Consider the following 25,112-nt stretch of genomic DNA (forward strand, 5'->3'; position numbering starts at 1 on the left):
AGCAGCCTGCCGAGGCGCAGGCTTATCCGACCGGTCGGACAGTGGCTTGTGCCCCTGCCACGTGACACCCTCGGGACGTGCCGGCTCGATCGGAGGGAGCTGATGTGTGGATCTTCTGACGGCCGCCGCGTGGGGCTTGGTTGGCAGCGCCGTTGCGGAGGCGCTCAACAGCTATTCCATGATGCGGCCGACCACGGAGTCTCGGGGTCGGTGGCAATGGCCGTGGCGTGACCGCCGGGATCGACCAATCATCCTCTTTGCGATCTTCCTGCGGACCGCCGCTGCCACCGGAGTGGCAACCGCCGCCTTCTCCGGCAATCTGGTCGACAGTGCGTTTGCCCTCTTTGTCCTCGGGCTCGCCTCTCCTCTGCTTATTGCCAAGATGTTCGACCAGGTGCGGGTCCTCGACTCAGCATCAACGGCGCCGTCCCTGACAACACCAGCCGGATTCGATCAAGCCGAGCGTAGGGTTCTGGCTGTCATGACGGAAGGCGTCAGCTACGACGAGAGTCAGATCAGCAGCGCCGCCCTGATGTCTCCTAGCGAGTTGTCGACGGTTGTCCGCAATCTGGTCGGCAAGGGCGCTCTCCAGGAGGAGGCACAGTCCTCCGAAGAACCTCGGTATCGTCTTGCCCGACCTGGCGCGGCAGGCGAGTAGCCGGACATGACAGCCGAGCTTTGGGCACCTGCCGGCGCTAGCGGTATCGCAGCCGTGATCTCCGTCATCAACCTTACGACCGCTCGGAAGAAGATGCCCTCGTGGCACGCCTTGCACTGGGTGGTTCTGCGGATCGCGGTCGACGCGCTGGCCAGCCTCGCCGTCTACCACCTGCTCGCTACACAACTTCCGGACGTCGACTGGCTGCCCCTGATGCTCGTGGCCGGGCTGTCCGGGCCTGCCCTTCTCCGTACGCAGATTTCGTTCATGGCGAACGACCAACGGCTGACCCACTACGGGCCGGCCAGCGTCTACGGACGGCTCCAGAAGGCATTGGACGCCGCCATCGACGACGTGAGCTCGACCCAACAATCCCAATGGCTGTCCAACAGCGCGCTTCCGTTGATAGAACGACTGGAGCTTGACCGCATCCGCACTCGGGTGGAGCACTACCTCAAGGGGCTCGACCGGTTGACCGAGGCGCAGCAGAGCCGGGAGCTCCGCTACCTACACGACGTGGTGAATGACAACACGGATCACCGGAGCAAGTGCCGGACGATAGTGCAACGCCTACTCGACACGGGCGGGCGTCGGCTCGTTCGCAGTCTTATGCGAGAGGGGGCACGGGCGTCGGAGGGGTCCGAAGTGGTGCCGGCGCCAGTGTTGACCAGCGATGCCGGTTCGCCAGCCGGACACGCCGAATCCGGCATTTGAAGGATGGATTGGACACGACGTCGGTCGGAGGGGGCAGCCGCAGCAGCCTGCCCCCTCCTGGGTCTCACGTTTCAGAGCACCATCCATTCGGTCCGGATGATTCGGTCCTCGACATCACCGATACCGGGTATCCGGCAGACGAGTCTGGTCGCACCAGGTGGCAGATCAGCAACGGCGAACCGGCCCAGCGCATCGGCTCGGATCCGGACCGTACCGTCCGGTTGCTCCACGTCGATTTCTGCCGCAACCGGCGGCACCACCTGCCCGACGAGTCGCCGCGCCTCACCAGCCTGGGCGACCTCGACCTCCACCGACCAGTCCTCGACGTCGAAGGTGAGCAGCCGGTCCCCGTCGCCGCGTACCCCGGCCAGGGCCGGCGCGACCTCCTCGGCGAGGGTGGCGAGTTCGGCGTCCAGGGTGCGCCAGTCGAGGCTGCGGCGGGCCGCGTCGACGACGGCGTCGGGTACCGAGTCGGCCGGCGCGAACAGGGCACGCAGCCCGGCGAGCAGCTCCGCGTCGGTCCAGTCGGGTCCGTCGGCGGTGCTCATGCGCCGGCACCTCCTCCCGCCTGGCCGGGCCGTAGCTGCCGGCGCAGCGTCTCCAGGCAGCGCGACCTGGTCGGGCCGAGGCTGCCGACCGGTACCCGCAACTCCTCCGCGACCGCCGCGTAGCTGCCGGTCGGCTCGATCACCAGCAGTTGCAGCACCGTCTGGCAGCGCTCCGGCAGCCGCCCGAACGCCTGCCAGAGCTGCTCGGCGCGCTCGGCGTCGAGCAGCCCCTGCCACGGCTCCGGCGCCCGGTCGTCGGCCACGTCGGTGCCGTCGTGCAGCGGCGCGACCGGGCGACGCTGCCGCAGCAGGGTCACCGCCTCCCGGCGTGCGGTGGTGGCGAGCCAGGCGCCGAGCGCGCCGGGATCGCGGATCCGGTCCAGGTGCTCGACCAGCCGCAGCCAGGTGACCTGGCTGACGTCGGCCGCGTCGGTGGCGTTGAGCCCGAGGCTCCGGGCGACCGCCCAGACCAGCCCGGCATGCCGGGTGACGATGGTGTCCCAGGCGCCGCGGTCGCCGGCCGCCGCCCCGGCGAGCAGCGACCCCGTCTCGGCCGTCATGACCCGACAGCCTAGTGTCCGACGGTCCTCTCTGGAGCATCCGTCGGGAGGCGTCCGCACCGGGCAGGCGCCGGCGCGGACGCTCACCGCAGACCCCGGTACCCGTCGAAGGTGCCGGCGGCGGACTCGACGACGTGTCGCAGCGCGGCCGGCGCGGACATCCCGGCGGCGATCTGCCGGACCACCTCGGCGGCCACCCGGGGGGTGGCGAACGAGGTGCCGCTCCACTGTGCCCAGCCCGTCGGAAAGAACTCGGGGTGGTTGATGAAGGTGCTGGCCACGTCCTGGCCGCGAGCCGCCACCGACACCCACGGACCGGCGTTGCTCCAGGTGCAGAGCCGCTCGCCGTCGTGTGCGGCGACCGCGGCGATCCGGTTGCTCCAGGGCAGCTCCGCCCCGGCGAACGCCGCCGGCCAGAACCGGTTGACCCGGTTGCCGTCGTTGCCGGCGGCGGCCACCACCACCCGGTCCGGCACCGCCAACGCGGTCTCCAGGGCACCGCCCAGGCCGACCGGCGGCAGGTCCTGCTCGGTGAAGCCGCCGAGCGACAGGTTCACCACCCGGATGTCCGGGTCCAGTCGGCCGAGGGCCTGTACCAGGTCCGCCTCGGTGCAGATGCCGAACGTGTCGAGCACCTTCAGCACGTCGAGCCGGACCGCCCGGGTCTGCCGGACCACCACCCCGGCGATGAAGTTGGCGTGCCCGACGTCGCCGTCGAGCAGCCCGTCGTTGTCCACGTCCGTCTCCGTCTCCACGTCGACGGTGCGGCCCCGGTAGTAGGCGTCCGGCAGCACGGTGTCGGTCCACAGGCCGGTGTCGACGATCGCCATCGGTACCGCCGCGTCCCGGATCCGCCGGGTCTCGATCGGCGCCGAGGCGACCGGTACCGGCGGGCCGAACGGTCCGCCGTGGTTGAACGGGGTACTGAGGAAGACGTGGTTCGGTGCGACGACGGCGGCACCGCTCGGCAGCCCGCCACGTACCTGGCGTACCGAGCCCGGCACGTCCAGCCCCCGGGTACGGTACCGGCGCAGCCCCGGTACGACCTCCTCGTCGCCGAGCGCGGTCACCTCGGCCCGGTGCTCGGTCAGGTACCGCTCGACGTGCCGCCGCTCGTCGTCGACGACGAGTAGTTCGTCGTTGACGTACCAGACCCTGGACCGGTCGGCCGCCGGTACGGACCGCAGTTGCGCCAGGCCGCCCAGGCGGCGCTGCCGACGGTCGTGGTAGCTGGCGACCCGGTGCTCAGAGGGGGGCATCACAGACTCCTTCGATTCGGGATGAGATGCGCGCGGAAACGACTGCGCGAAGAACTGTCCTACGGCGGACGTCCGTCGTCGGCCCGCTGATACGACGGCTTTCCGACTGTCCCCGGCCGTGCCACGATGTTCCGGTGGGTGACCCGACCGGCACGCCTCGGAACGGTCCGGCGGACGAGGCGCTGCGGCTGGTCACCGCCGACCCGGTCCGGGCCCGTGCCCTGGCCGCCGCCGAGGCCCGCACCGCCCGGCGGGCCGGTGACCGGGCCGCCGAGTCGACCGCCGAACGCGCGCTCGGTCTCGCCGCCCGCGAGCTGCACGACGCCGGGGCCGCGCTGCGGCACCTGCGCCGGGCGGTCCGGGTGGCCGACACCGCCGGGCTCGCCGAGCGGGCGGCCGAGGCCCGGATGAGCCTCGCCCTGGTACTCGCCGAGGCGGGCCGGCCGACCGCCGCACTTCGCGAGATCGACCGGGCCGCCCCGGTGCTGGACGGGCTGCCGGCCGCCCGGCTGCAGATGCAGCGGGCCCTGATCCTCGACCGGCTCAACCGGTTCGCCGAGGCGATGGCCGGTTACTCCACCGCGATCGCCGTCTTCCGGCGCGCCGACGACCAGCTCTGGCAGGCCCGGGCGCTGACCAACCGAGGGGTGTTGCACAGCTACCGGGGCAGCCTGCGGCAGGCCGAGAGCGACCTGGTGGCCGCCGAGCGGATCTACACGGCGCTCGGGCAGGACCTCGCCGTCGCGCAGGTCCGGCACAACCTCGGGTACGTCCGTGCTGTCGGCGGCGACATCCCCGGCGCGATGCGCTGGTACGACGTCGCCGACGAGTACTTCGCCGCGACCACCCGCCCGGCGATCGCCCTGATGGACCGGGGTGAACTGCTGCTCCGGGCGCGACTGCTGCCGGAGGCCCGCAGCGTCGCCGAGGCAGCGCTGTCGGCGGCCCGGGCCAGCCGGATGCGACTGTTCGAGGCGCAGGCACGGCTGATGCTGGCCGAGATCACGCTGGCGGTCGGCGATCGGGCGGCGGCCGACGGGTACGCGGCGACGGCGTACCGGTCGTTCCGTCGGCAGCACCGGCCGGCCTGGGCCGCCCTGGCCCGGTACGTCGCGCTGCGGGCGGCCGACGACCCGAGCCCGGCCCGGCACCGCCGTACCGCCCGACAGGTCGCCGCAGACCTCGCCATTACCGGCTGGGTCGGCCCCGCCCTGGACGCCCGGCTCTACGCCGCCCGACTGGCACCCGGGCACGCCGAGGCGGTGGCGGAGCTGCGCGAGGTACGCCGGATCGGCCGGCACGGTACCGCCGAGTTGCGGGCCCGGGCCTGGCACGCCGAGGCGTTGCTCCGGGACGCCGCCGGCGATCCGGCCGGTGCCCGACGCGCCCTGCTGGCCGGTGCCCGGATCCTGGAGGCGCACCAGGCGGCACTCGGCGCGACCGAGCTGCGCGCCTTGGCCGGCGGTTACGCCACCGACCTCGCCACCACCGGACTGCGGCTGGCCCTGCGTACCGGGCGGGCTTCCTCGCTGCTCTGGTGGGCGGAACGGTGGAAGGGGCTGGCGCTGCGGCTGCCGCCGACCCGGCCACCGGACGAGGAGGCGCTCGCCACCGACCTGGCCGAGCTGCGCCGGCTCGGTGCCGAGGCCGGTGCCGACGTCACCGACCAGCGGCAGGCGGTGCTCCGGCGACGGCAGCGCCTCGTCGAGGAACGCATCCGGCGGCGTAGTTGGCAGGCCCGGGGACAGGGCACCGCGCCGGCCGTCGACCGGCTCGACGGGAACCTCGACCAGCTCGGTGGGCGTACCCTCGTCGAGCTGGTCGAGATCGACGGCGACCTGCACGCGGTCGTGGTCCGGGACGGTCGCGCCCGGACCCGGCGGCTGTGCCGCACCGCCGAGGTCACGGCCGAACTCGACGCGCTGCGGTTCGCGCTGCGCCGCGTCGTACTCCGGCACGGCCGGCCGGCGTCCCGGCAGGCCGCTGCCGACGCCGCCCGGTATGCCGCCGGCCGGCTCGACGAGCTGCTGTTCGCGCCGCTGCGGCCATGGCTCGGTGACGGCGAATGGGTTCTGGTCCCGGTCGGTGCGCTGCACGCGACGCCGTGGGCGCTGCTGCCGTCCTGTCACGGTCGGCCCGTGACGGTCGCGCCGTCGGCGGCGGCCTGGTCGGCGGCGACCCGGCGGGCCGGCCGGCACCCGGACGGTGGCCGGCCGCTGCTGGTCGCCGGCCCCGGTCTCGCACACGCCGAGACCGAGGTCCGGCAGTTGGCCGGGCTGCGGGCCCCGGCACAGCTCCTGGTCGGGACGAAGGCGACCGCCGACGCGGTGCTGGCCGCCCTCGACGGGACGGCGTCGGCGCACATCGCCGCGCACGGCACCTTCCGGGCGGACAACCCGATGTTCTCCCACCTGCGGCTCGCCGACGGTCCGCTCACCGTCTACGACCTGGAACGGCTGACCGAACCGCCGTCCGTGGTGGTGCTCTCGGCGTGCGACGCCGGCCTGTCGGCAGTGCATCCGGGCGAGGAACTGATGGGACTCGCCGCCGCGCTGCTCGGGCTCGGTACCGCGACCGTGGTGGCCAGCGTGCTGCCGGCCCGGGACAACACGGCGCTGACCCTGATGGCCGCCTTCTACCGCCGGCTCGCCGAGGGCGCCGGGCCGGCCGAGGCGCTCGCCGCCGCGCAGGCCGGCCTCGGCGACGGGGTCGACGAGGCGACAGCGACCGCCGCCGCCTTCGTCTGCTTCGGCTCCGGCTGACCCGGTCGATGCCGCGGAGCTACGGCACGACCGTCGCCGGCCAGATGCTGGGGCTCGGCGGTCGTGGCGGTCAGCCGCGGGGCCAGCCGGCCGGGTTGCTGACCGACTCGCGGGAGATACCCGAGCCGGTCTCCGGCCAGTCGCCGAAGCGCTTCTCGTGCAGGTGCGCGAACAGGTAGCAGAGTTCCTCGCACTCGGCGTCGAGCACGGCCATCGCCGGGTTCTGCCGGACCGCCTCGTAGTATTCCCGGCCCATGGCGACGACGAAGCCGCGCGCGTACAGGAAGCCGTCGTCGGAACCGTCGGTGACCTCGTGGATGTCGGCGCGGTCGATGTCGTAGAGCTTCCGCTCGACGACCCGGTCGAAGGCGACCAGCTCCGGCGCCGACAGCCCCGCGCCCAACTCGCGCAGTGCGGCGAGGAGCGGATCGAGCCAGGCGTCGACCGCGTACGGGTCGTCGAGGTCGACGCCCTCGGGATCGCGGTCGAGCAGGGCGCGGCGCAACGCCGCCGGCTCCGGTCCGAGTCCGGCCCACGCCTGCTCCAGCAAGGCCCAGAACCGGGCCTCCTCCTCGGCGGTCGGCAGCGTGGGGGAAGCGGCAGGGGCGGTATCAGTTCCAGTCACGGGCGCACGGTAACCGCACCCACCGACAGCGTCGGCCGGCCAGTCAGCGCGGCCGGACGGTGTGCTGTTCGACGGCCCGGGCCAGCGCGATCGGCAGCAGCCCGGCCAGCCGGTCCGCCGCGACGCCCTGCCCCGGCTGGAGCATGACCACCACGTCGCCCCGGCGGCCCACCACCCGGTCCTGGGCCAGGTACGCCTCGTCGCCCTGCGGCATCGGCAGCGGTTGCCCGGTTCCCCTGCCGAGCACCATGACCACCCGGCCGGCCCGGCCGTGTACGACGCTTACCGAGACCGCCGTCCTGCCCGCCAGGTCGTTGAAGTCGGCGTGCCCGAACCGCCTGTCCTGGACCTGCCGTCCGGTCCGGTCCGGGCGCACCTGCCGGCCCACCACCGCGCCGAGTTCGTCGACGGTCAGCAGCGACTCCGCGCCGGCGCCGGCGCCGGTCGACGTCGTGGCCTCCACCGGTACGACGCTCGGCGCGGGACGCCCCGCCCGGAGTACGGTGACGTCCTTGACCCGGCGGGTCCAGCGCCGGACCCGTGCCGTCACCACGTCCCCCAGCTCGCACCTGCCCGCGATCTCCTTGGGCAGGATCCAGGCCCTCGTGCGGTCCGACCTGCCGTCGTCGAGCACCAGGTAGTAGTTGACAGGTATCCGCTCGCTGCTGTTCTCCGACGTGGTGAACCGCCACATCTGGTGCCAGACCACCTCGCCGGAGACCGTGCCCGAAGTCGACAGGTCGACGAGTACCCGGATCATCGTGTAGCCGCCGTAGCCGAGCAGCACGAGCCCGAGCAGCAGGATGCCGGCGGTGACCGGATCCAGCTCGGAGAGCTGCCGCCACGGGGTGAGCCACTGTCCGAAGAGGAATCCGAGCACGTCGTCCGGATCGGCCGGCGGTGTGCTTCCGCCCTGGACCAGCGCCGGTCCGACGACGCCGAGGAGTGACCAGCCGAACCAGACGGCGCCCAGCGCGCGTACGGCGGGCCAGCCGAGCGACTGGCCGTACCGGGGGAGGGTGTGCGGGTAGCTGACGTCGAGCTGGCGCCACCTGCCGCCGTACGCCGACCAGATGCGGGTCCGGTCGGCCAGCCCGAGGTGGACGACCTGGGAGGCGACCCGGGTGACGCCGAGCGCGGCACCGTAGGACAGGTACCGGGCCCAGACCGTCACCGCCGCCGGTGGCAGCTCGGCGAATGCCTCGTGTCCGACCAGCCAGGCGCGTACGCCGAGCCAGCGGGCGGCGACGGCCCGGCCCTGTGGCGTGTCCCGTTCGCCCATGTCCCGTCCGGCGATGCCGCCGAGGATCGTGGTCGTGACGAAGAAGGCGACGGCCACCCCGACCCACTGGTCGGCGTCCCCGACCCGGAACAGGTAGTGGTGGGCTCCGGCGGCGATGCCCAGCCCGGCGATCCCGCCGAGTACGCCGAGCGCGGTGACCAGGCTCCGGGGAAACCTGCGCCGGATCAGCCCGCGCTGGCGTGCCTCGGCGACAACCGCCCGTCCCAGCGCGGCCGACCAGTTCGCGGCACGCCGCTCGTCGGCGAAGGCCAGGGCCGTCAACGGCACCGTGCCACCGACGGCACGCTCGGTCACCCGGTCGAGGACCTGTCGCTCGTAGCTGTTGAGGCCGTCGACCCGGCCGGTCGGGTGCACGGTGCTCTCGCGCGGATCCGGTCCGGCCTGCCGCAGTTCGAGGTAGCCCCGGGCGGCGAGGTCGAGCAGCGTCGCCTCGGCCGCGTCGACGGTGATGCTCCAGCGGTTGACCAGCAGGCTGACCACCGCCGGGGACTCCGGGCCGGGCAACTCCATCGTGGCCGGCGCGGGCGGGACGGTGGCCGGCCGGGTGAGCAGCCGGGCGAGCCAGTAGACGACGGTCCAGCCGGCGAGGCTCGCCACCGGCAGTCCCAGCTCGACGGCCAGGTCGACGGGGTTCATCGCGTCTCCGGTGCCGGTCCGGCGTTCAGAACCGCACCGGTACGTCGGCGCGCTCGTCGCCGACCGCCTCGAAGTACCGCTCGGCGCGGAAGCCGCCCAATCCGGCGATGACGTTGGTGGGCAGCGTCTCCACCGCGGTGTTCAGGGACTGCACGGCGGTGTTGTAGAACTGCCGGGCGTACGCGATCTTGTCTTCGGTGCCGGCGAGTTCACGCTGGAGTTCGCCGAAGTTCGCGCTGGCCCGCAGGTGCGGGTACGCCTCGGCCACCGCGAACAACCGGCCGAGCGCCTGGGTCAGCGCACCCTCGACGGCGACCCGTTCCGGCGTACTGCCCGGTGTTGCCATCGCGGCGACCCGGGCGGCGGTCACCGCCTCCAGCGTTGCCCGCTCGTGTGCGGCGTACCCGCGAACCGTCTCCACCAGGTTCGGGATCAGCGAGTGCCGCCGCCTGAGCTGGACGTCGACCTGCGCCCACGACGCCCGTACCTGCGCCCGCAGCCGTACGAGCCGGTTGTAGCCGCGCAGGGCGGCGATCAGCGGGGCGACCAACAGCAGCGTCAGCACCGCCAGCCCGCCCACCAGTACCAGGCCGGAATCCACCGGAATCACCCTCTCCGTCGTACCGGATCGACCGAGCATCCCCGGCGACTGCCACCAGGATCCGCCGTCGAGTTGTCCCAGGGCTGACGGCTGGTCATCCACCTGATGATCTCCACCCGGTAGCCCCGCACCCAGTCTGCGGAGCTGCCCCGCGGCGGCCCGGCCCGCTCGTCGAGGACGGCACGAACTGAGGAGAGACGCCGACGCCGCGCCGACACCGGCGCTGACCCAGCACGGTCGGTGCGCCCTCGGCCGGCACGTCGCTCCGGCACCACCGTCGAGGCGGCGCCCCGGCGCGCGACGAGGCAGTTCGATCCGCCCGGCGGTGGCGGCCGGGCAGGAGCTACCCGGAGGCGTCCTGGGCGGTCCGGGCCCGCAGCCGGAAGGTGCTGCGGTACGTCTGCGGCGCCACCCCGCTGAGCCGTCTGAACTGGACGCGGAAGTGTGCCGGCGAGGCGAAACCGACCAGGTGCGCGATCCGGTCGACACCGTGGTCGGTGCCCTCCAGGAGTTCCTGCGCCCGACGGATGCGTACGGCGGTGACCCACTGCATCGGGGTCCGGCCGGTCTCCTCGTGGAACCGACGGTTGAGCGTACGCACGCTGAGCCCGGCCTGGGCGGCCACGTCGGCCAGCGTCAGTTTCTCGTAGGCGTGCACCTGTAGCCATTCGAGGACCGCGCCGAGGCCGAGCTCGGCGGTGCGGGGACCGGGCGGCACGATGAACTGGGCCTGCCCGCCGTCGCGGTGCAGTGCGGCCACGGCCTGCCGCGACGCGTCGGCGGCGATCGTGGCGCCGTAGTCGCGGCGTACCAGGTGCAGGCACATGTCCACGCCGGCGGTCGCTCCGGCCGAGGTGACGAACTGCCCGCTGTCGACGTAGAGCACCTCGGGGTCCACCCGGACGGCCGGGAACGCGGCCCGTAACCGCTCGGCGGCGGCCCAGTGCGTGGTGGCCCGCCGGCCGTCGAGCAGCCCGGCAGCGGCGAGGGTGAAGGTGCCGACGCAGATCGACGCGATGCGGGTGCCGGCGGCTGCGGCTGCCCGCAGCGCGTCCAGGGCCGCGATCGGCACCGGCGAGGTCGGGTCGTACCGGCCGGGGACTATCACGGTGTCGGCGCCCGCGAGCGCGTCGAGGCCGTGCGTGACGGCGAGCCGCAGCGGGCCGGCGTCGACCGTCGGAGCGGTGCCGCAGACGAGTACCCGGTAGCCGGGCGTGCCGTCCGGCAGCCGTACCCGGCCGAGCACCTCGATCGGCGTGGCGAGATCGAACGCGATCGTGTCCGGCAGCGCCAGGACGAACACGGTGTGCATGGCGACGTTCCCGAGGGTCGGAGGAGGCACGGCAAGAAACAGTCGGACGATGGCAATCCTGCCAGTGGTCGCGTCGAGCCGCGAGGCCGAGGATCGGTGGCATGTTGGTACAGATCGTGTTGTTCGACGGGTTCGACCCACTCGACGTCGTCGCGCCGTTCGAGGTCCTCGCGGCCGGCAGCGACGCGGCCGGCGGAGCCATGGCCGTGGAACTCGTCCACGCGGACGGCCCGGGGGAGGTGGTCAGCGGCACCCGTGGCCTGACGCTGCGGGCGACCGGCAGGCTGGACCCGGACCGGCCGGGCTACGTCGTCGTACCCGGTGCCAGCGGGCCCACCATCGGCGACCCCGACCAGGGCGTGCTGACGATCCCCGTGCTGCTGGCCCGGTTCGCCGAGTCGGCGGCCCGACCGCTGCTGCGCGCCGCCCTACACAATCCGGAAGTGACCGTGGCGGCCGTCTGCGGCGGCTCGCTCGCCCTGGCCATGGCCGGCCTGATCGAGGGGCGCCACGCGGTGACGCACCGGCTCGGCATGGACGTGCTCGACGCGACGGGCGTACGCGCGGTACCGGCCCGGGTCGTCGACGACGGGGACCTGGTCAGCGCGGGCGGCGTCACCTCCGGACTGGACCTCGGGCTGCACATCCTGGAACGCGAGTTCGGCCCACGGGTCGCGAACGCCGTCGAGACCCTGTTCGAGTACGAACGGCGCGGCATCGTGTGGCGCGCCGCCGGACGTACCCCCGTCACGATCTGAAGGGACGCCGTCGTGCACCTCATCCTCGGCACCTGGGATGTCAGCCTGAAAACCCCGATCGGCACGTTGAACGCCGTCTACGTCTTCCGCGACGCGGGCGGGGTGCTGGCCGGTACCGCGTCGACGACGTCGGAGACGGTGCCGCTGGCCGCGCTCGCCTGCGACGGTCCCCGGGTGACCTGGCGGCAGTCGGTGACCCGTCCGATGCGCCTGAACCTCGACTTCGACGTGGTCGTGCACGGCGAGACGCTGACCGGCCACTCCCGCGCGGGGCGGCTGCCCCGGAGCACGGTCACCGGCGCCCGCCGCGCCGACCGGCAAAGCTGAGCCTCCGGCCGGGCCACCAGCCCCCGGATCTGGTGCCCGGCCAACGGTCGGAGTCCGTCCGGATCCGGTGCGGGGTGATTGGTCGGAGTCCGTCCGGATCTGGCGTGCGGTCGTGTTGTCGGAGTCCGCCCCGGATGTGGTGCCCGGTCGGCCGTCGCTGTCTGCTTGGACGTGGCGCGCGGTCAGCCCTCGGGGCTCGCCCGGTCGGCGGGCTCGGCGACGATGAGCCCGGCCGGCGGCGACAGTGGCTGGTGACCGACGAACCGCCAGCCGGTGGCGGTCAGCCAGTCCGCCACCTCGTCCGGCCGGTAGGTGTCGCCGCCGCTGATCATCAGGAACTCCCCGGCGGCGAACCGGGCCGACGGGTGCGGAGTCGGGCCGTCCCGCCACCAGTCCACAAGCAGTAGCCGGCCGTCCGGCGGGGCGACCTCGCGCAGCCGGGTCAGCAGGGTGAGGTTGCGTTCCGGCGGGAACAGGTGCAGGAAGTTGGCCACCACGATCGCGTCGTGGCCGTCCGGCAGCCGGTCGGTGAAGACGTCGGCGCCGCGTACGTCGAGCCGCTCGGCGAACTCGCCGGACGAGACATCCGGGCCGACGATCGACGCCACCTCGGGCAACTCGAGCAGGGTGCCGGTCAGTTGCGGGTGTCCGCGCAGGATCGGCCGGGCGAAGGTGCCGATCCCGCCGCCCACGTCGAGCAGCCTGCGGTGCCGGCCGAAGTCGTACGCCCGGGCGAGGTCGACGGCCGTCTCGGTGGTCACCGCCGCCACCGCCGACTCGTACGCCTCGGTCTGTTCACGGGTCAGTTCGCCGCGTACGGGCTGGCGGGTGCGGAACGCCGTGCCCGCCCGGCTCCAACTGGCATAGCTCACCGTGTCCCAGTAGCGCAGGATCGGGCGCAGGTCGAGCGGACCGCGACCGCTGAGGAATGCCTCGGTGTCGGGGGCGTTGCGGTAGCGGTCGCCGTCGCGTTCGAGCAGCCCGGCGGCGGCGAGCAGGTAGGGCAGGGTCGCCGCGCTGCGCTCCGGCAGTCGGCAGCGTTCGGCGATCGTCTGCGGGGTCGCGCCCTCCGGCGGGATGGCGGCGAACAGGTCCACCTCGGTGGCGACGAAGAGCAGCTTCGACAGCATGAATCCGGCCGCCGCCTCGGTGATCCGGGCCGGCGTCGGCGGTCCGGCCGGTGTTGGCAACGGCGCGTCACCGGGAGCCGTGCCGGCGTCCGCCGACGGCTGTCCGGGTACGGCGAACACTCGGGGTACGGGTTGCTCGGTCATCGAACCTCCGCCGATCCACGGGCATCATCCGCGTCGATGTGATCGTACGTCCACGAGATGCTACCGAGGGCTACTCCGGGAAGTTGGATGGCGGGTGCCATGATCGGCCCATGTCGCCGTGGGATGCCGTCTGGAACGTCGGAGTACCACTGGTTGTCGTGATCGGTGCCGTGTTCGCCGTCGTCCTCGCGTTCTCCGATCCGCCCGAGCAGTTCTCCCGGCCACGCGGCTGGGAGTGGGCCTGGGTCGGACCGTGGCTGATCACGGCGTGTACAGCGGCGTTCGGGGAAGACAGATCGTGGTTCGAGCGTGCGTGGCGGGGCGCCGTCGCGCTGCTGTTCGCGGTGGCGGTCGTCGTCGCGGTGTGGCGGCACTACCGGTGGCGCTGGCAGGCCCGGCGCGCGAACAACGTCCCTCCGCCGCCCGACCCGTCGGCTCAGCCGGATTCGTAGCCGTGGTCGGGCGGACAGCCTCCCGTTGGCCGACGCGCCGGCTCGGCCGGACTCGTAGCCGTGGTCACTCGGTGGCAGGCCGAGTGACCACGGCCGCGAGCGGCGCGCCCCGCAGGTCGGTTCCGGCCGGTACGGGTGCATTTCGTCCGCTACGTCGGAATCCGGCCGGCGTCCCGCCGACGCCCCGGACTTTCCTCCCAGGACGTTGCGGTGGGCCGTGGGTGCGGGGGTCAGCGTCGGCGGCCGTACGCCCCGGCGGCGACGCTGACGCCGACGGCGGCGAACGCGACCTGGAGGACGAGTTCGATCCAGTCGGGTCCGCTGGTTTCGGCGACCCCGAAGGCTCCGGCGACGATGGTGCCGAGCAGGGCGGCGAGGATGCCGATGACGAGGGTGAGCCAGATCGGGATGCTCTGCTTGCCGGGTACGACGAGCCGGCCGAGGGCGCCGATGACGAGGCCGATGACGAGGGCGGTGAAGATGCCGCTGATCTCCATGCTGGGTCTCCTTCGGGGTGCTGTTCGACCGGGGCAGTGCCCAGTGCCTGACGTGCGGAAACCTTCACGTCCACCGGAAGACTCCGCCCGCGCGTGTCACCCGTCCGCCGGCCCGCCGCGCCGGGATCGCCGGGCCGGGAGGCCCGGACGTCGGTGTCGCGGAACTGCGCCGGCCTCGTCGCCGTCGGACGGCCCGCTCAGGTGGTGAGGATCACGAGTTGCCGGGTGGCCCGGGTCATCGCGACGTAGCGGTCGACCGCCCCCTCGACGCCCGCGCCGAACCGCTCCGGATCGACCAGGACGACCAGGTCGAACTCGAGGCCCTTGGCCAGTTCCGGGGTCAGCGACCGGACGCGGGGCGTCGCACGGAACGCCGGGTCGCCGATGACGCAGGCGATCCCTTCGGCGTGTGCGGCGAGCCAGGTGTCGAGGACCGAGGTCAGCTCCGAGACGGCGCCGTGCCCGACCGGGATGCCGCTGCTCCGGATGGAGGTCGGCACGTTGGCGTCCGGGAGTACGGCCCGGATGACCGGTTCCGCCTCCGCCATGACCTCCGCCGGTGTCCGGTAGTTGATGCCCAGCGAGGCCAGCTCGATCCGGTCGAGGCCGGCCCGCCGGAGGCGGTCCTGCCACGACCCGGTGAACCCGTGCCGGGCCTGGGCGCGGTCGCCGACGACGGTGAAGCTGCGCGACGGGCAGCGGGACAGCAGCATCTGCCACTCCGCGTCGGTGAGTTCCTGGGCCTCGTCCACCACGATGTGCGCGAACGGGCCGGCGAGCAGGTCCGGGTCGTCGGCGGGCGGCGGTGCGACGCCGTCGGCCAGGGCGTCCCGCAGGTCCCCCTGGCGCAGCATGGTCATCAGGCCCTCGCCGTCGTCGTAGGCGGCGGAGGCGATCAGGTCGTCGACGACCCGGGTCATCTGCTCCCGGCCGGCGGCGACTGCGGCGTCGTGCCGACGGCGACGCTCGGCGGCCCCGGCGTCGCCGAGCCGCTGCCGCGCGGCGTCCAGCAGCGGCAGGTCGGACAGCGTCCATGCCCGGGCGTCCGCGCGCTGTAGCGTGCGGATCTCGTCGGTACTCAGCCACGGAGCGCATCTGTGCAGGTAGGCGGGGACCGACCAGAGGTCGGCGACGAGATCGGGGGCGTCGAGCAGCGGCCAGGCGCGGTGCAGTACGGCACGCAGTTCCCGGTTCCGCTCCATCGACGCGCGGAACCGGGCCTCCGGCTCGTCGCCGTCGTACCGCTCCAGCAGGATCGTCAGCAACGCGTCCCAGATCTGCTCGCGCGCCTCGTTGTGCGGCGTACCCGGATCCGGCGCCTGGAACGCCTCGGCCCAGTCCTCGGCACTCAACCGGATGTCGGACCACTCGGTCGCGACCGTCGTGCCCTTCGCGGGCGGCTCCTCGTAGAACCGTACGGCCGCCTCGACCGCCCGCACCATGTCCGCCGACGACTTCAGCGCGGCCACCTCCGGGGAGGTTTCGGCGACCGCCCCGGCGCCCTCGGGTACGAGGTCCCGCAGCGTGCACGTCTGCACGTCCTCCTCGCCCAGGCTCGGCAGCACGTCGGCGACGTACGCCAGGTACGGCTCGTGCGGTCCGACGAACAGCACGCCGCCCCGCCGCTGACCGAGATGCGGGTCGGAGTAGAGCAGGTACGCGGTGCGGTGCAGGGCGACGACCGTCTTGCCGGTACCCGGACCGCCGTCGACGACGAGCGCGCCCTGGGAGCCGGCCCGGATGATCGCGTCCTGGTCGGCCTGGATGGTGCCGAGCACGTCCCGCATCCGGGTCGACCGGTTGGCGCCCAGGCTGGCTATGAAGGCGGACTGGTCGTCGAGCGCGGCGTGTCCCCGCAGGCCCTCCGGGGTGAACACCTCGTCCCAGTAGTCGGTGATCCGGCCACGGGTCCAGCGGTACCGGCGACGGCTGACCAGTCCCATCGAATTGGCGTGGGTCGCGCCGAAGAACGGCGCGGCGGCGGGGGAGCGCCAGTCGACCAGCAGCCGTCGGCCGCTGCGGTCGGTGAGGCCGAGGCGTCCTATGTAGATGGGTGCGCTGCCGTCCGCGCCGACCATGCGGCCGAGGCACAGGTCCAGGCTGAACCGGCGCAGCGTACGCAGCCGCGCGGTCAGCCGGCGTACCTCCTGGTCCCGGTCCACCGCCTGACGGCCCTTGCCGGCGGGGGCCTTGCGCGCGGCGTCGAGCCGGGCGGACAGATCGGTGTACGTCTGCGCCAGGCTCTCCGCCATGGCCGCGAAGTGCGTCTCGTCGTCGGCGATCAGTGCCGGGTCGGCCTTGGCCGCGAGGTTGCCGGGCAGGTGGAAGACGGCGGTGGTCCGCTGGTCCATGTGGTGGCTCCGAGGTGGGATCAGTGGGAACTCCGGGGTGGGGTCAGTTGTGGCCGCTGGCTTCCCGGGCGAGGCGCTCGTCGCCGGTGAGGGTGGAGAGCGGCTTCTCCCGGATCAGGAGCACCGCGAGCACGGCGAGGAACGCGATCGGCGCGGACACCAGGAACAGGTCGGCGGTCGCCGTGCCGTAGATGTCGCGGACCACGGCGAGGACCGGCGCGGGCAGCGTTTCGAGGTCGGGTACCTTGGCGCCGCCCCCGGTCGCGGTCGGGCCGAAGTGGTCGGCGGAGAGCGCGGTCACCCGGGCGGCGAGCACCGCGCCCAGCGCGCTCACCCCGATCGCGCCGCCCATGCTGCGGAAGAACGTGACCGCCGAGGTGGCCGCACCGAGTTCGGCGGCGGGTACGTCGTTCTGCGCGGCGAGCACGAGGTTCTGCATGAGCATGCCGACGCCGATCCCGAGCACCAGCATGTACGCCGCCAGCGGCAGCATGCCGGTCCTCGCGTCGATCGTGCTCAGCAGCAGGAATCCGCCGGTCATCACGATCGAGCCCACCACCAGGTACGCCTTCCAGCGCCCGAATCGGGTGATGAGTTGTCCGGCGACCGTCGAGGAGACCAGCACACCGAAGATCATCGGAAGGCTCATCAGGCCGGCCACCGTCGGCGACTTGCCGAGCGCCACCTGGAAGTACTGGGACAGGAAGACCGTACCGCCGAACATCGCCACCCCGACCAGCGTGCTGGCCAGTACGGCGAGGGTGACCGTGCGGTTGCGGAACAGGCCGAGCGGGACGATCGGGTCCACGGCCCGCGACTCTGTCCACACGGCGAGGGCGAGCAGCAGCAGGCCGCCGCCGACGAACGCCACGGTCTGCCACGAGCCCCACGCGAAGTGGTGACCGGCCAGGCTCGACCAGACCAGCAGGGCGCAGACACCGGCCATGATCAGCAACGCACCCGGCCAGTCGATGGTGACCGGCCGACGGACGACCGGCAGGTGCAGCGTCCGCTGCAACAGCGCGATCGCGGCCAGCGAGAACGGGACGCCGATGAGGAAACACCAGCGCCAGCCGAGCCACGAGGTGTCCACCAGGACGCCGCCGATCAGCGGACCGGCGATGGTGGCCACGCCGAACACCCCGCCGAAGACGCCGGAGTAGCGGCCCAGCTCGCGCGGCGGGATCATCGCGGCCATCACGATCATCGCGAGCGCGCCCATCCCGCCGGCACCCACGCCCTGCGCGACCCGGCTGACCAGCAGCAGCGTGACGTCCGGCGCGAGGCCGGCGATCAGCGAGCCGACCACGAACAGGCCCAGCGAGAGCTGGATGAGCAGCTTCTTGCTGTAGAGGTCGGCCAGCTTGCCCCAGAGCGGCACGGTCGCGGTCATCGCCAGCAGTTCGGTGGTGATCACCCAGGTGTAGACCGACTGGGTACCGCCGAGGTCGGCGACGATGCGCGGCAGCGCGTTGGAGACGATCGTCGACGCCAGGATCGTGACGAAGATGCCGAGCATCAGGCCGGAGAGCGCCTGGATCACCTCGCGGTGCGACATCCGCGCGGTCGTCTCGGCCGGCCCGGGCGGCTCGTCCGCCGCGATCGCCGCTGGGGTTCCGGCCGAGGACAGCTCGGAATGTACGGTCATCAGTTCTCCTGTGGTAGGTGCCTCCCGGGCACGACGAAGCGCGGTCGCGCGCGGTCGCGCGGCCGGGAGGTGATTGCTGTCGGAGGCTTGGACCAGCGATTCTGCAGCACGACCCGGGTCTTGCGGCAAGCCCCCGGGTGCGCTATATGTTAGAAAGGGCAAGGAGTGGGCAGTCCTCCTCACCGCCCGCCATCACCCGGACAAGTGGACGCTCCGATCCGACAGGATCCAACTCGGCAGTCGGGTGCGGTTAATCGCTTGTCGGCCGCGTCGCGGATTGTCGATGATGCGGCCATGGCCACCACCGATCGCCGTGAGCTGGCTCGCAGGGCGCTCGACGGGTACGTGAGCGGCCCCACCGCTCCGATCCAGGCGACGGCCGAGGCCCTGACGAAGGTCGCCGACGCCCGCACCGTGGTACTCGTCGAGGGCATCAGCGACCAGATCGCCCTGGAAACGGCTGCGCTCTGCCGGGCCCGGAACCTCGCGGCGGAGCGGGTCGTGATCGTGCCGATCGGCGGTGCACACGCGATCGGCCGTTTCCTGACCAGGTTCGGCCCACTGGGCAGCCGGGTACGCCTTGCCGGCCTGTGCGACCTGGGTGAGGAGGAGATATTCCGGCGCGGGCTGGTCGCCGCCGAGGTCGGCGCACCCGGTACCCGTACCGGGATGGAGGAGCTCGGGTTCTACGTCTGCGTCAGCGATCTGGAGGACGAGCTGATCCGCGCCGTGGGCAGCAGCGGAGTCGAGGCACTCTTCGACTCGCAGGGCGACCTCGGGTCGTTCCGGTCGTTGCAGAGCCAGCCCGCCTGGCGCGACCGGAAGCCGGAAGCGCAGCTACGACGCTTCCTCGGCAGCGGCTCGCGCCGCAAACTGCGCTACGCCCGGCTGCTCGTCGAGGCGGCGGTCGGCCGGGACACCCTGCCTCGACCGCTCGACGCACTGCTCGGCACCGTCTGACCGTTCTCCGCGACATCGCCGCCGCCGGTCCCAGCGAGGCCGGGCTACCGGTATCCGGTACTAGTCTGACGCGGTGACGGCTCAGGTGATCGTGCTGAACGGCGGGTCCAGCTCGGGCAAGTCCGGGATCGTCCGGTGCCTTCAGGCGGTGCTGCCGGATCCGTGGCTCGCCACCGGGGTCGACACGCTGGTCGAGGCGATGCCCGCGTCGATGCGGACCTCGGCCGACGGGATCGAGTTCGCCGCCGACGGCACGGTGGTCGTCGGACCGGAGTTCCGGGCCCTCCAACTGGCCTGGATGGCCGGGGTCGCCGCGACGGTCCGGGCCGGTGCCCGGGTCATCATCGACGACGTGTTCCTGGGCGGGGCAGGGTCGCAGCAGCAGTGGCAGCGGGTTCTCGACGGGTTGGCCGTGCTGTGGGTCGGCGTCAGGTGCCAACGCGACGTTGCCGCCGGCCGCGAGATAGCCCGGGGCGACCGGGTGCGGGGGATGGCCGCGTCGCAGGCGGAACTGGTGCACCAGGGCGTGGTCTACGACCTGGAGGTGGACACCACCCACACCGAGTCGCTGGCGTGCGCCCGCGCCATCGCCGCCCACCTCGGTCAGCCGGACCAGGCGCGCAGGGCGTAGCCGACGGTCATCGTCACGGCGGTGGTCAGCACGACGCCGCGAAGCAGCCGGGCCGGCAGCCGGCGGGCGAGGTGGGCCCCGGCGAAGCCGCCGGCCAGCGCGCCGACCAGCATGACGCCGAGCGGCAGCGGCGTACGCAGTACGTCGGAGGCGATCACGAACAGTCCGGTCGCGGCGAGGTAGACGGCGGCCACCTGGGTCATCCGCACCGGGTTGCCGACCGAGGCGTCCAGCCCGAGGCCGACGCTCCACAGCGCCAGCAGCATTATGCCTACGGCGCCGCCGAAGTATCCGCCGTAGACCGTCAGCAGGAACTGGCCGGCGAGCACCGCCCGGGGACCCAGGCCGACCGGGCGGCCGAGCGCGGCGGCCAGCGCCCGGGACAGTCGCCGCCCGAACGCGAGGACCAGGGTGGCGAAGGCGAGCAGCCAGGGTACCGCCGCGTCGAAGGAACTGGCCGGCAGTGCCAGCAGCAGCCCGGCGCCGGTACCCCCGCCGAGCAGGCTCGTCGCGGTCAGGGCCCGGCCGGACGCGCCGCCGACCGGTACCAGTTCGTGCCGGCAGACCCACGCGCCGGCCACCGCGCCGGGCAGCAGGGCGACCGTGGCCGAGGCGTTCGCGGTGACCGGCGGCAGGCCGGCCGCGACCAGGGCGGGCAGGGCGACGAAGGTACCCCCGCCGCCCACGGCGTTCAACGCCCCGGCGGCGACACCGGCCAGCAGTACGAGGACGATCTCGGGCACTCGTCGAGCATCCCGATCGGGTCGGCGGCGGCACAATGCGCGGTTGGCGTAGTCAGCCTGAGGCGGAGCCATAGGCTGGCCCGATGCGGTACGACCTGGACGACCTCCGGCTCTTCCTGCACGTCGTCACGGAGGGGTCGATCACCGCCGGAGCCCGCCGGATGCACCTGACCCTTCCCTCGGCGAGCGCCCGGGTACGGGCCCTGGAGCACCAGGCCGGAGTGGAGTTGCTGGTCCGGGGGCGGCGGGGCGTCCGGCCCACCCCGGCGGGGACCACGCTGGCCCGGCACGCCCGGGACGTCCTCGATCGGACGGCGCGACTGGAGAACGCCGTGACCAGCTACGGCAGGTCCCCGCGTCCCCCGCTGACCTTGCTGGCCGGCGGGTCGGCGATGCACCGGCTGGTGCCCCGGGCACTGGTCAGCTTTCTGCGCGAGCATCCCGACGTCGACGTCACCACCACCGAGTGCCGTACCCCGACGACCGTACGGACGCTCGCCGACGGCGCGGCGGACCTCGGGGTACTGCTGGACGCCGAAGCCGGCGACTGCGGGCTGCCCACCGAACCCCTCGGGGACGACTCGCTGGTGGTCGTCGGCCAGGCCGACGGGATCCTCGCCGGCCGTACCGGGATGCCCTACCGCGAGGTCGCCGAGCACCCGCTGGTCGGGCTCGACGCCGACTCCTCGCTGCGCCGCTGGATCGAGAAGCACGCCGGCCCGCACGCCCCGGTGGCCCGTTACCGGACCACCGTCGCCGGGCTGGGCACGCTGGTCGCGCTCGCCGGCGCCGGGGTCGGGCTCGCCGTCGTGCCACGCCGGGCGGTCGATCCGGACCGCCGCATCGAGGTCTGCGACCTCGATGACTCCTGGGCCCGCCGTCGGCACCTGCTGGCCCGGGGGACCCGGGAGCACCCCGCGACCCCGGCGCTCGCCCGGCACCTGCACGCCGCAGCGGCTGGCTTGGCGGCGCCGCCGAGGGAGAGGACCGCCGGCGCCGGTGCCGGTTCCGGCGACCCGGACGACCAGCGGTGACCTGTCCGGGTCGGCTCGATCGGGTCGGCTGTTCCGTCTCCCGGGCGCCGGCTCGATCCCCGATGGGCGGACCACCGGCTCACCGGTCCGGGACTCGGCGCTGCCGGCGTACCAGGAGAAACCCGGCCGTGACGCCGACGGCGCCGAGCCCGGCGGCGCCGGCCCACCACCGTCCGGTGCCGGAACCGGCGTCCTCTGGCGCCGCCGCGACCGGCGATGCCACGTCGGCGGCGTCGGTGTTCCCAACGGCGGGAGCCGGCTCCTCGCCGGGTGGCAGCGTGACGGTGAACCGGAACTGTCCCTGGATCGGATGCCCGTCGGCGGAGACCACCCGGTACGCGACCCGGTAGCCGCCGGACCGCACCGGCTCGACCGGCAGGTGTACCTGCTTGTCGACCGCTCGTGGTTGGCCGGTGCCGTGTCGTGCGCCGTCGGGTCCGGTGACGACGACGGTGCTGAAGTTCCCCCGGACCAGTTCGTTGAAGGTGAGCGTGATCTGGTCGAGTTGCCTGGTCACGGTCGAGTCGGCCCGGGGGTCGCTGCCCACCAGTTGGGCGTGCGCCGCCGCTGGGCGGGCGCCGAGCAGCCCGCCGGACGCGGCGGCGGTGACCCCGAGTAGGGCCAGCGTCGCCAGCCTCGTTCCGATGCGGCGCACCGGCGGTCCTGCCGTGTTCCTCGGCGCTGCGCCCGTCATCCGAGGACCTGTTCGCCGATCCAGCCGTCGGGTCCGCAGCCGGGTGGGATGGCGAAGACGGCGGAGCCGATCGGGGTGATCCAGTCGTTGAGCAGGTCGCGTTCGGCGAGCCGGCGTTGGATCGGTAGGTACTGGCGCGTGATGTCGGCCTGGTAGGCGGCGAAGATGAGGCCGCTGTCCGCCCGCCCGGCCGGGTCCGGTGCCCCGTCGTAGTTGTAGGGCCGGCGCAGGATCTTGAGCCGGTCGTCCATCACCCTGGCCCGGGTCACGTGCGCGAAGTCCGGCATGACCGGTAGTCCGGCCTCGTCGAGGGCGGAGAAGTCGGGCTCGTCCTGCTCGTGTCGGCCGCTCAGCGGTGCGCCGGTGTCCAGCCGTCGGCCGACCGCGAGTTCCTTGTCGGTCCGGCCGAGCTTGTCCCAGGTCTCCAACTCGGCGCGGATCCGGCGTAGCACCAGGGTGCTGCCGTCGCGCAGCCAGTCCGGGCCGTCGCCGGTCCAGACGGACCGTTCGAAGGCGGCGGTGCCGGGGCGGGGGTTGGCGGTGCCGTCGAGCTGTCCCATGACGTTGCGCTGGGTGTGCCCGTCGGCCTGGGCCCCCCGGCTGCGCCGGAAGCCGCGCTGTACCCAGCGGACGGTCGCGAACGGTCGGGCGTCCTTGACCAGCATCCGCTGGGCGTGCGTGACGGTCAGCGGGTCGTCGGCGCAGATCTGGAGCAGCAGGTCACCACCGGACCAGGCCGGTTGCAGCCGGTCGATCCCGAAGACGGGAAGCTCGGTGACGGACGGTGGGCGGCGGTCGTCCCGGCCGGCCGCCGCGTACAGGTCGGGGCCGAAGCCGAAGGTGATGGTGAGCCGGGCGGGTAGTACGGCGAGTTCGGGCTCGGTGTCGGCCAGCGGGGCCCGGCCCTGGGCCAGTCGGACGGCGTCGTCGGTGAGCAGCCGCATCAGCCGGCCCAGCGCCGCCCGGTCGACTCCCCGGTGCAGGGTGAAGGCGACGAAGGCCGCGTGCGCCTGCGGGTCGGTGGCGATGCCGGCCTGCCGGGGACCGTGGAACGGCACGACGTCCGTACCGACGGTGGTCGCGGCGCCCGGATCGACGGGAGCCGGCGCCGGTGACCGGTGGCCGGCAGCGGTCGCGGCGACACCCGCCGCCGCACCGGCGACGGCGCCGCCGACGCCCAGCGCACCGCCGGTGAGCAGCCGTCGCCGGCTCACCGCGCGGGTACCTCCCGATCGACCGGCGACGCCGTCCGCAGCGGTTTCGGAGCGGTCGGTCACGGCGCCGGGCTCATCGTCATCCCGGGGCCGGGGGTCATCGGCATGCCCGAACGCGGGTCGTAGCTCTCCTCGGCGCCGGTGAACGGCTTGGCCACCGCCGTGAAGTCGATGGTCTTCCCGTCGGCGAAGGTGAGCGTGAAGGTCAGTTCGTCACCCGCCCGGACCGGCTCGCGCAGGTCCATCAGCATCAGGTGGTCGCCGCCGGGTTCCAACACGTGGCTGCCACCGGCCTTGATCGTGATCCCGCCGGTCTTCGGCTGCATCACCATCCTGCCGTCTTTCATCGTCATCTCGTGCACTTCCATCGGCGAGACGGCGGTGCTCACGCCGGTGATGGTGACCTCGGTGCCGGTGTCGTTGACCAGGGTGCCGAAGGCTGCGGTCATCCCCTTGTCGGCCGCCTTGATCCACGGGTCGCGCACCGCGAACGTGGCGCTGTCGCTGCTCGCCGACGGGGCCGGGCTGGGCGCGGCCCCCGATGTGTCGTCGGTCCCGCCGCAACCCGTCGCGGCGAATACCGCCACCACGGTGACGCCCAACCTCACTGCCCAGCCCCGTACGCCGGGTGATGCCGACCTGCGCATGTGCACTTCCTCCGCTTCTCGCTCCACGTTCTACTACTTGTCGTCGTGGAGCGGCGGATGGTTCCGGCAGACCGTTCGGTACGCGGTGGGCTCGGGGTGCACGGCAGGAGCGCCAGGACTACTGGCGTACGGGGTGCCGGCTCGTGGTGCGGCGGTTACGGCGCTCGCCGCCGCCGCTACTCCGCCGCTGCTACTCCGGCGCTGCTACTCCGGTGCCGAGAAACTCACCGTCCGCCGGGGCCGGCCGAGGCGTCGGTCGACCTGCGGCGCCGCAGCAGCAACCCGCCAAGCAGGGCGAGTACGAGTACCGCGCCCACGATCACCGCCCACCAGACGGCTGGGGCGGGTCCGTCGTCGTCGTCGGCCCCCGCTGCCGGCGACTGGGCCGGTGGCGTCGCCGGATCTGCGGTGGGTGTCGAAGCTGCCGTCGGTGTGGGGACGGGCGTCGGGGTGGGTTCGGCGGTGGGGGTGGGAGGTGCGAACCTGTTGGTGAAGGTGAAGGTGCCCTTGATCGTGTGACCGTCGGTGGAGACCGTACGCCAGACGACCGTGATCGCACCGACGGGAAGCGGCTTCACCTTCTGTGTGATGGTCTTGTCCAGGACCTGTGCGTCGGCGTCGCTGTACGAGACGCTGTCCGGCCCGGTCACCGCCACGCTGGTGCCGGGTTCCCTGATCAGTCCGCTGAAGGTGAGCGTCACGGCGGTCACCGCCTTGCTGACCGTGCTGCTGGCCGCCGGTGAGGAGCGGCTCAGTTCGGTGTGCGCGTGGGCCGGACTGGCCGGCGACACGACGACGAGCGCCCCGACGAGGAGGGCGGCGGCGGTGGAGAGCAGGCGGTTCCGGGTCACCGTGCCACGGTAGCGCTCCACCGTTGCCGGCACCGCCACCCACCCCGGCGCGT

General features: G+C 73.0%; 25 protein-coding genes. 9 read left to right on the forward strand and 16 right to left on the reverse strand.

Annotated features, from left to right (window positions below):
- The first annotated feature begins 106 nt into the window (after window positions 1-106).
- Together Pen02_RS15025 and Pen02_RS15030 are read left to right on the forward strand one after the other, a co-directional pair.
- Window positions 107-658, forward strand: coding sequence for a hypothetical protein (locus tag Pen02_RS15025; protein ID WP_203866617.1), 552 nt, complete (start codon window positions 107-109; stop codon window positions 656-658).
- Window positions 659-664: 6 nt separating this feature from the next.
- Entirely contained in the window at window positions 665-1,372 is a 708-nt protein-coding gene (locus tag Pen02_RS15030; RefSeq protein ID WP_203866618.1) for a hypothetical protein, read from the forward strand.
- Between the two features lie 71 nt (window positions 1,373-1,443).
- On the opposite strand, the gene Pen02_RS15035 is transcribed toward Pen02_RS15030, so the two are convergent.
- The 3 genes from Pen02_RS15035 to Pen02_RS15045 all read right to left on the reverse strand — a co-directional run bounded on the left by Pen02_RS15035 (window position 1,444) and on the right by Pen02_RS15045 (window position 3,739).
- Window positions 1,444-1,920: a hypothetical protein gene (locus tag Pen02_RS15035; RefSeq protein ID WP_203866619.1), complete on the reverse strand. Its 477-nt coding sequence runs from the start codon at window positions 1,918-1,920 to the stop codon at window positions 1,444-1,446.
- Window positions 1,917-2,480 (reverse strand): RNA polymerase sigma factor, encoded by a 564-nt coding sequence (locus tag Pen02_RS15040; protein WP_203866620.1) that lies wholly within the window; start codon window positions 2,478-2,480, stop codon window positions 1,917-1,919. Before Pen02_RS15040 ends, Pen02_RS15035 begins: the two co-directional genes overlap by 4 nt.
- Window positions 2,481-2,563: 83 nt before the next feature.
- Window positions 2,564-3,739 (reverse strand): S8 family peptidase, encoded by a 1,176-nt coding sequence (locus tag Pen02_RS15045; protein ID WP_203866621.1) that lies wholly within the window; start codon window positions 3,737-3,739, stop codon window positions 2,564-2,566.
- 407 nt (window positions 3,740-4,146) lie between these two features.
- On the opposite strand from Pen02_RS15045, the gene Pen02_RS15050 reads away from it, so the two are divergent.
- Window positions 4,147-6,501, forward strand: coding sequence for a CHAT domain-containing protein (locus Pen02_RS15050; protein WP_239140793.1), 2,355 nt, complete (start codon window positions 4,147-4,149; stop codon window positions 6,499-6,501).
- A 70-nt stretch (window positions 6,502-6,571) separates the two neighbouring features.
- Here the strand turns inward: Pen02_RS15050 and Pen02_RS15055 are convergent, their stop codons facing one another.
- From Pen02_RS15055 to Pen02_RS15070, 4 genes are all read right to left on the reverse strand, one after another.
- Window positions 6,572-7,126, reverse strand: coding sequence for a DUF4240 domain-containing protein (locus Pen02_RS15055; RefSeq protein ID WP_239140691.1), 555 nt, complete (start codon window positions 7,124-7,126; stop codon window positions 6,572-6,574).
- Between the two features lie 43 nt (window positions 7,127-7,169).
- Window positions 7,170-9,065: a DUF2207 family protein gene (locus Pen02_RS15060; RefSeq protein ID WP_203866623.1), complete on the reverse strand. Its 1,896-nt coding sequence runs from the start codon at window positions 9,063-9,065 to the stop codon at window positions 7,170-7,172.
- A 25-nt stretch (window positions 9,066-9,090) separates the two neighbouring features.
- Window positions 9,091-9,666, reverse strand: coding sequence for a LemA family protein (locus Pen02_RS15065; RefSeq protein ID WP_239140698.1), 576 nt, complete (start codon window positions 9,664-9,666; stop codon window positions 9,091-9,093).
- A 343-nt stretch (window positions 9,667-10,009) separates the two neighbouring features.
- Complete coding sequence (locus Pen02_RS15070; protein ID WP_203866818.1) at window positions 10,010-10,978, reverse strand: GlxA family transcriptional regulator; 969 nt, start codon at window positions 10,976-10,978, stop codon at window positions 10,010-10,012.
- Between the two features lie 101 nt (window positions 10,979-11,079).
- Between Pen02_RS15070 and Pen02_RS15075 the strand changes: the two genes are divergently transcribed.
- A complete protein-coding gene (locus tag Pen02_RS15075; RefSeq protein ID WP_203866624.1) occupies window positions 11,080-11,736 on the forward strand; it encodes a DJ-1/PfpI family protein in 657 nt (218 codons plus the stop codon).
- 12 nt (window positions 11,737-11,748) lie between these two features.
- The gene (locus Pen02_RS15080; RefSeq protein WP_203866625.1) at window positions 11,749-12,063 is read left to right on the forward strand and encodes a hypothetical protein; all 315 of its coding nucleotides are present in this window, start codon (window positions 11,749-11,751) and stop codon (window positions 12,061-12,063) included.
- A gap of 182 nt (window positions 12,064-12,245) precedes the next feature.
- Here Pen02_RS15080 and Pen02_RS15085 read toward each other — a convergent pair whose 3' ends face one another.
- Complete coding sequence (locus tag Pen02_RS15085) at window positions 12,246-13,337, reverse strand: methyltransferase (protein ID WP_203866626.1); 1,092 nt, start codon at window positions 13,335-13,337, stop codon at window positions 12,246-12,248.
- 110 nt (window positions 13,338-13,447) lie between these two features.
- Between Pen02_RS15085 and Pen02_RS15090 the strand changes: the two genes are divergently transcribed.
- Window positions 13,448-13,789 carry a hypothetical protein gene (locus Pen02_RS15090; RefSeq protein WP_203866627.1) on the forward strand — a complete coding sequence of 114 codons (342 nt, stop codon included), beginning with the start codon at window positions 13,448-13,450 and terminating at the stop codon, window positions 13,787-13,789.
- Between the two features lie 230 nt (window positions 13,790-14,019).
- On the opposite strand, the gene Pen02_RS15095 is transcribed toward Pen02_RS15090, so the two are convergent.
- From Pen02_RS15095 to Pen02_RS15105, 3 genes are all read right to left on the reverse strand, one after another.
- Window positions 14,020-14,286, reverse strand: coding sequence for a GlsB/YeaQ/YmgE family stress response membrane protein (locus Pen02_RS15095; protein ID WP_203866628.1), 267 nt, complete (start codon window positions 14,284-14,286; stop codon window positions 14,020-14,022).
- Window positions 14,287-14,483: 197 nt separating this feature from the next.
- Window positions 14,484-16,637 (reverse strand): RNA polymerase recycling motor ATPase HelR, encoded by a 2,154-nt coding sequence (gene helR, locus Pen02_RS15100; RefSeq protein ID WP_203866629.1) that lies wholly within the window; start codon window positions 16,635-16,637, stop codon window positions 14,484-14,486.
- 43 nt (window positions 16,638-16,680) lie between these two features.
- A complete protein-coding gene (locus Pen02_RS15105) occupies window positions 16,681-18,285 on the reverse strand; it encodes an MDR family MFS transporter (RefSeq protein ID WP_203866630.1) in 1,605 nt (534 codons plus the stop codon).
- A 294-nt stretch (window positions 18,286-18,579) separates the two neighbouring features.
- On the opposite strand from Pen02_RS15105, the gene Pen02_RS15110 reads away from it, so the two are divergent.
- On the forward strand, window positions 18,580-19,245 hold the full coding sequence (locus tag Pen02_RS15110; RefSeq protein ID WP_239140700.1) for a TOPRIM nucleotidyl transferase/hydrolase domain-containing protein: 666 nt from the start codon (window positions 18,580-18,582) through the stop codon (window positions 19,243-19,245).
- A gap of 73 nt (window positions 19,246-19,318) precedes the next feature.
- Window positions 19,319-19,876, forward strand: a complete 558-nt coding sequence (gene cpt / locus Pen02_RS15115; RefSeq protein ID WP_203866631.1) for a chloramphenicol phosphotransferase CPT — start codon at window positions 19,319-19,321, stop codon at window positions 19,874-19,876.
- Here the strand turns inward: cpt and Pen02_RS15120 are convergent.
- Entirely contained in the window at window positions 19,849-20,619 is a 771-nt protein-coding gene (locus Pen02_RS15120) for a sulfite exporter TauE/SafE family protein (protein WP_203866632.1), read from the reverse strand. The genes cpt and Pen02_RS15120 overlap by 28 nt on opposite strands.
- A gap of 83 nt (window positions 20,620-20,702) precedes the next feature.
- Here Pen02_RS15120 and Pen02_RS15125 point away from each other — a divergent pair, with 83 nt between their 5' ends.
- Window positions 20,703-21,653, forward strand: coding sequence for a LysR family transcriptional regulator (locus Pen02_RS15125; RefSeq protein WP_203866633.1), 951 nt, complete (start codon window positions 20,703-20,705; stop codon window positions 21,651-21,653).
- 79 nt (window positions 21,654-21,732) lie between these two features.
- On the opposite strand, the gene Pen02_RS15130 is transcribed toward Pen02_RS15125, so the two are convergent.
- From Pen02_RS15130 to Pen02_RS15145, 4 genes are all read right to left on the reverse strand, one after another.
- Complete coding sequence (locus Pen02_RS15130) at window positions 21,733-22,308, reverse strand: copper resistance CopC family protein (RefSeq protein ID WP_203866634.1); 576 nt, start codon at window positions 22,306-22,308, stop codon at window positions 21,733-21,735.
- Window positions 22,309-22,343: 35 nt separating this feature from the next.
- Complete coding sequence (locus Pen02_RS15135; protein ID WP_203866635.1) at window positions 22,344-23,561, reverse strand: Dyp-type peroxidase; 1,218 nt, start codon at window positions 23,559-23,561, stop codon at window positions 22,344-22,346.
- 59 nt (window positions 23,562-23,620) lie between these two features.
- Window positions 23,621-24,208: a copper chaperone PCu(A)C gene (locus tag Pen02_RS15140; protein ID WP_203866636.1), complete on the reverse strand. Its 588-nt coding sequence runs from the start codon at window positions 24,206-24,208 to the stop codon at window positions 23,621-23,623.
- Window positions 24,209-24,432: 224 nt separating this feature from the next.
- Window positions 24,433-25,059 carry a copper resistance CopC family protein gene (locus Pen02_RS15145; RefSeq protein ID WP_203866637.1) on the reverse strand — a complete coding sequence of 209 codons (627 nt, stop codon included), beginning with the start codon at window positions 25,057-25,059 and terminating at the stop codon, window positions 24,433-24,435.
- Window positions 25,060-25,112 lie beyond the last annotated feature (53 nt).

The organism is Plantactinospora endophytica (genome assembly GCF_016862915.1).
In the GTDB taxonomy this organism is placed as follows: Bacteria; Actinomycetota; Actinomycetes; order Mycobacteriales; family Micromonosporaceae; genus Plantactinospora; species Plantactinospora endophytica.

Excerpts from the sequence above, each read along its gene's own strand:
- Pen02_RS15030 (WP_203866618.1), top strand. The coding sequence starts at position 665 with ATGACAGCCGAGCTTTGGGCACCTGCCGGCGCTAGCGGTATCGCAGCC.
- Pen02_RS15035 (WP_203866619.1), bottom strand. The coding sequence starts at position 1,920 with ATGAGCACCGCCGACGGACCCGACTGGACCGACGCGGAGCTGCTCGCC.
- Pen02_RS15040 (WP_203866620.1), bottom strand. The coding sequence starts at position 2,480 with ATGACGGCCGAGACGGGGTCGCTGCTCGCCGGGGCGGCGGCCGGCGAC.
- Pen02_RS15045 (WP_203866621.1), bottom strand. The coding sequence starts at position 3,739 with ATGCCCCCCTCTGAGCACCGGGTCGCCAGCTACCACGACCGTCGGCAG.
- Pen02_RS15050 (WP_239140793.1), top strand. The coding sequence starts at position 4,147 with ATGAGCCTCGCCCTGGTACTCGCCGAGGCGGGCCGGCCGACCGCCGCA.
- Pen02_RS15060 (WP_203866623.1), bottom strand. The coding sequence starts at position 9,065 with ATGAACCCCGTCGACCTGGCCGTCGAGCTGGGACTGCCGGTGGCGAGC.
- Pen02_RS15070 (WP_203866818.1), bottom strand. The coding sequence starts at position 10,978 with ATGCACACCGTGTTCGTCCTGGCGCTGCCGGACACGATCGCGTTCGAT.
- Pen02_RS15075 (WP_203866624.1), top strand. The coding sequence starts at position 11,080 with ATGTTGGTACAGATCGTGTTGTTCGACGGGTTCGACCCACTCGACGTC.
- Pen02_RS15085 (WP_203866626.1), bottom strand. The coding sequence starts at position 13,337 with ATGACCGAGCAACCCGTACCCCGAGTGTTCGCCGTACCCGGACAGCCG.
- Pen02_RS15090 (WP_203866627.1), top strand. The coding sequence starts at position 13,448 with ATGTCGCCGTGGGATGCCGTCTGGAACGTCGGAGTACCACTGGTTGTC.
- Pen02_RS15095 (WP_203866628.1), bottom strand. The coding sequence starts at position 14,286 with ATGGAGATCAGCGGCATCTTCACCGCCCTCGTCATCGGCCTCGTCATC.
- helR (WP_203866629.1), bottom strand. The coding sequence starts at position 16,637 with ATGGACCAGCGGACCACCGCCGTCTTCCACCTGCCCGGCAACCTCGCG.
- Pen02_RS15105 (WP_203866630.1), bottom strand. The coding sequence starts at position 18,285 with ATGACCGTACATTCCGAGCTGTCCTCGGCCGGAACCCCAGCGGCGATC.
- Pen02_RS15110 (WP_239140700.1), top strand. The coding sequence starts at position 18,580 with ATGGCCACCACCGATCGCCGTGAGCTGGCTCGCAGGGCGCTCGACGGG.
- Pen02_RS15125 (WP_203866633.1), top strand. The coding sequence starts at position 20,703 with ATGCGGTACGACCTGGACGACCTCCGGCTCTTCCTGCACGTCGTCACG.
- Pen02_RS15140 (WP_203866636.1), bottom strand. The coding sequence starts at position 24,208 with ATGCGCAGGTCGGCATCACCCGGCGTACGGGGCTGGGCAGTGAGGTTG.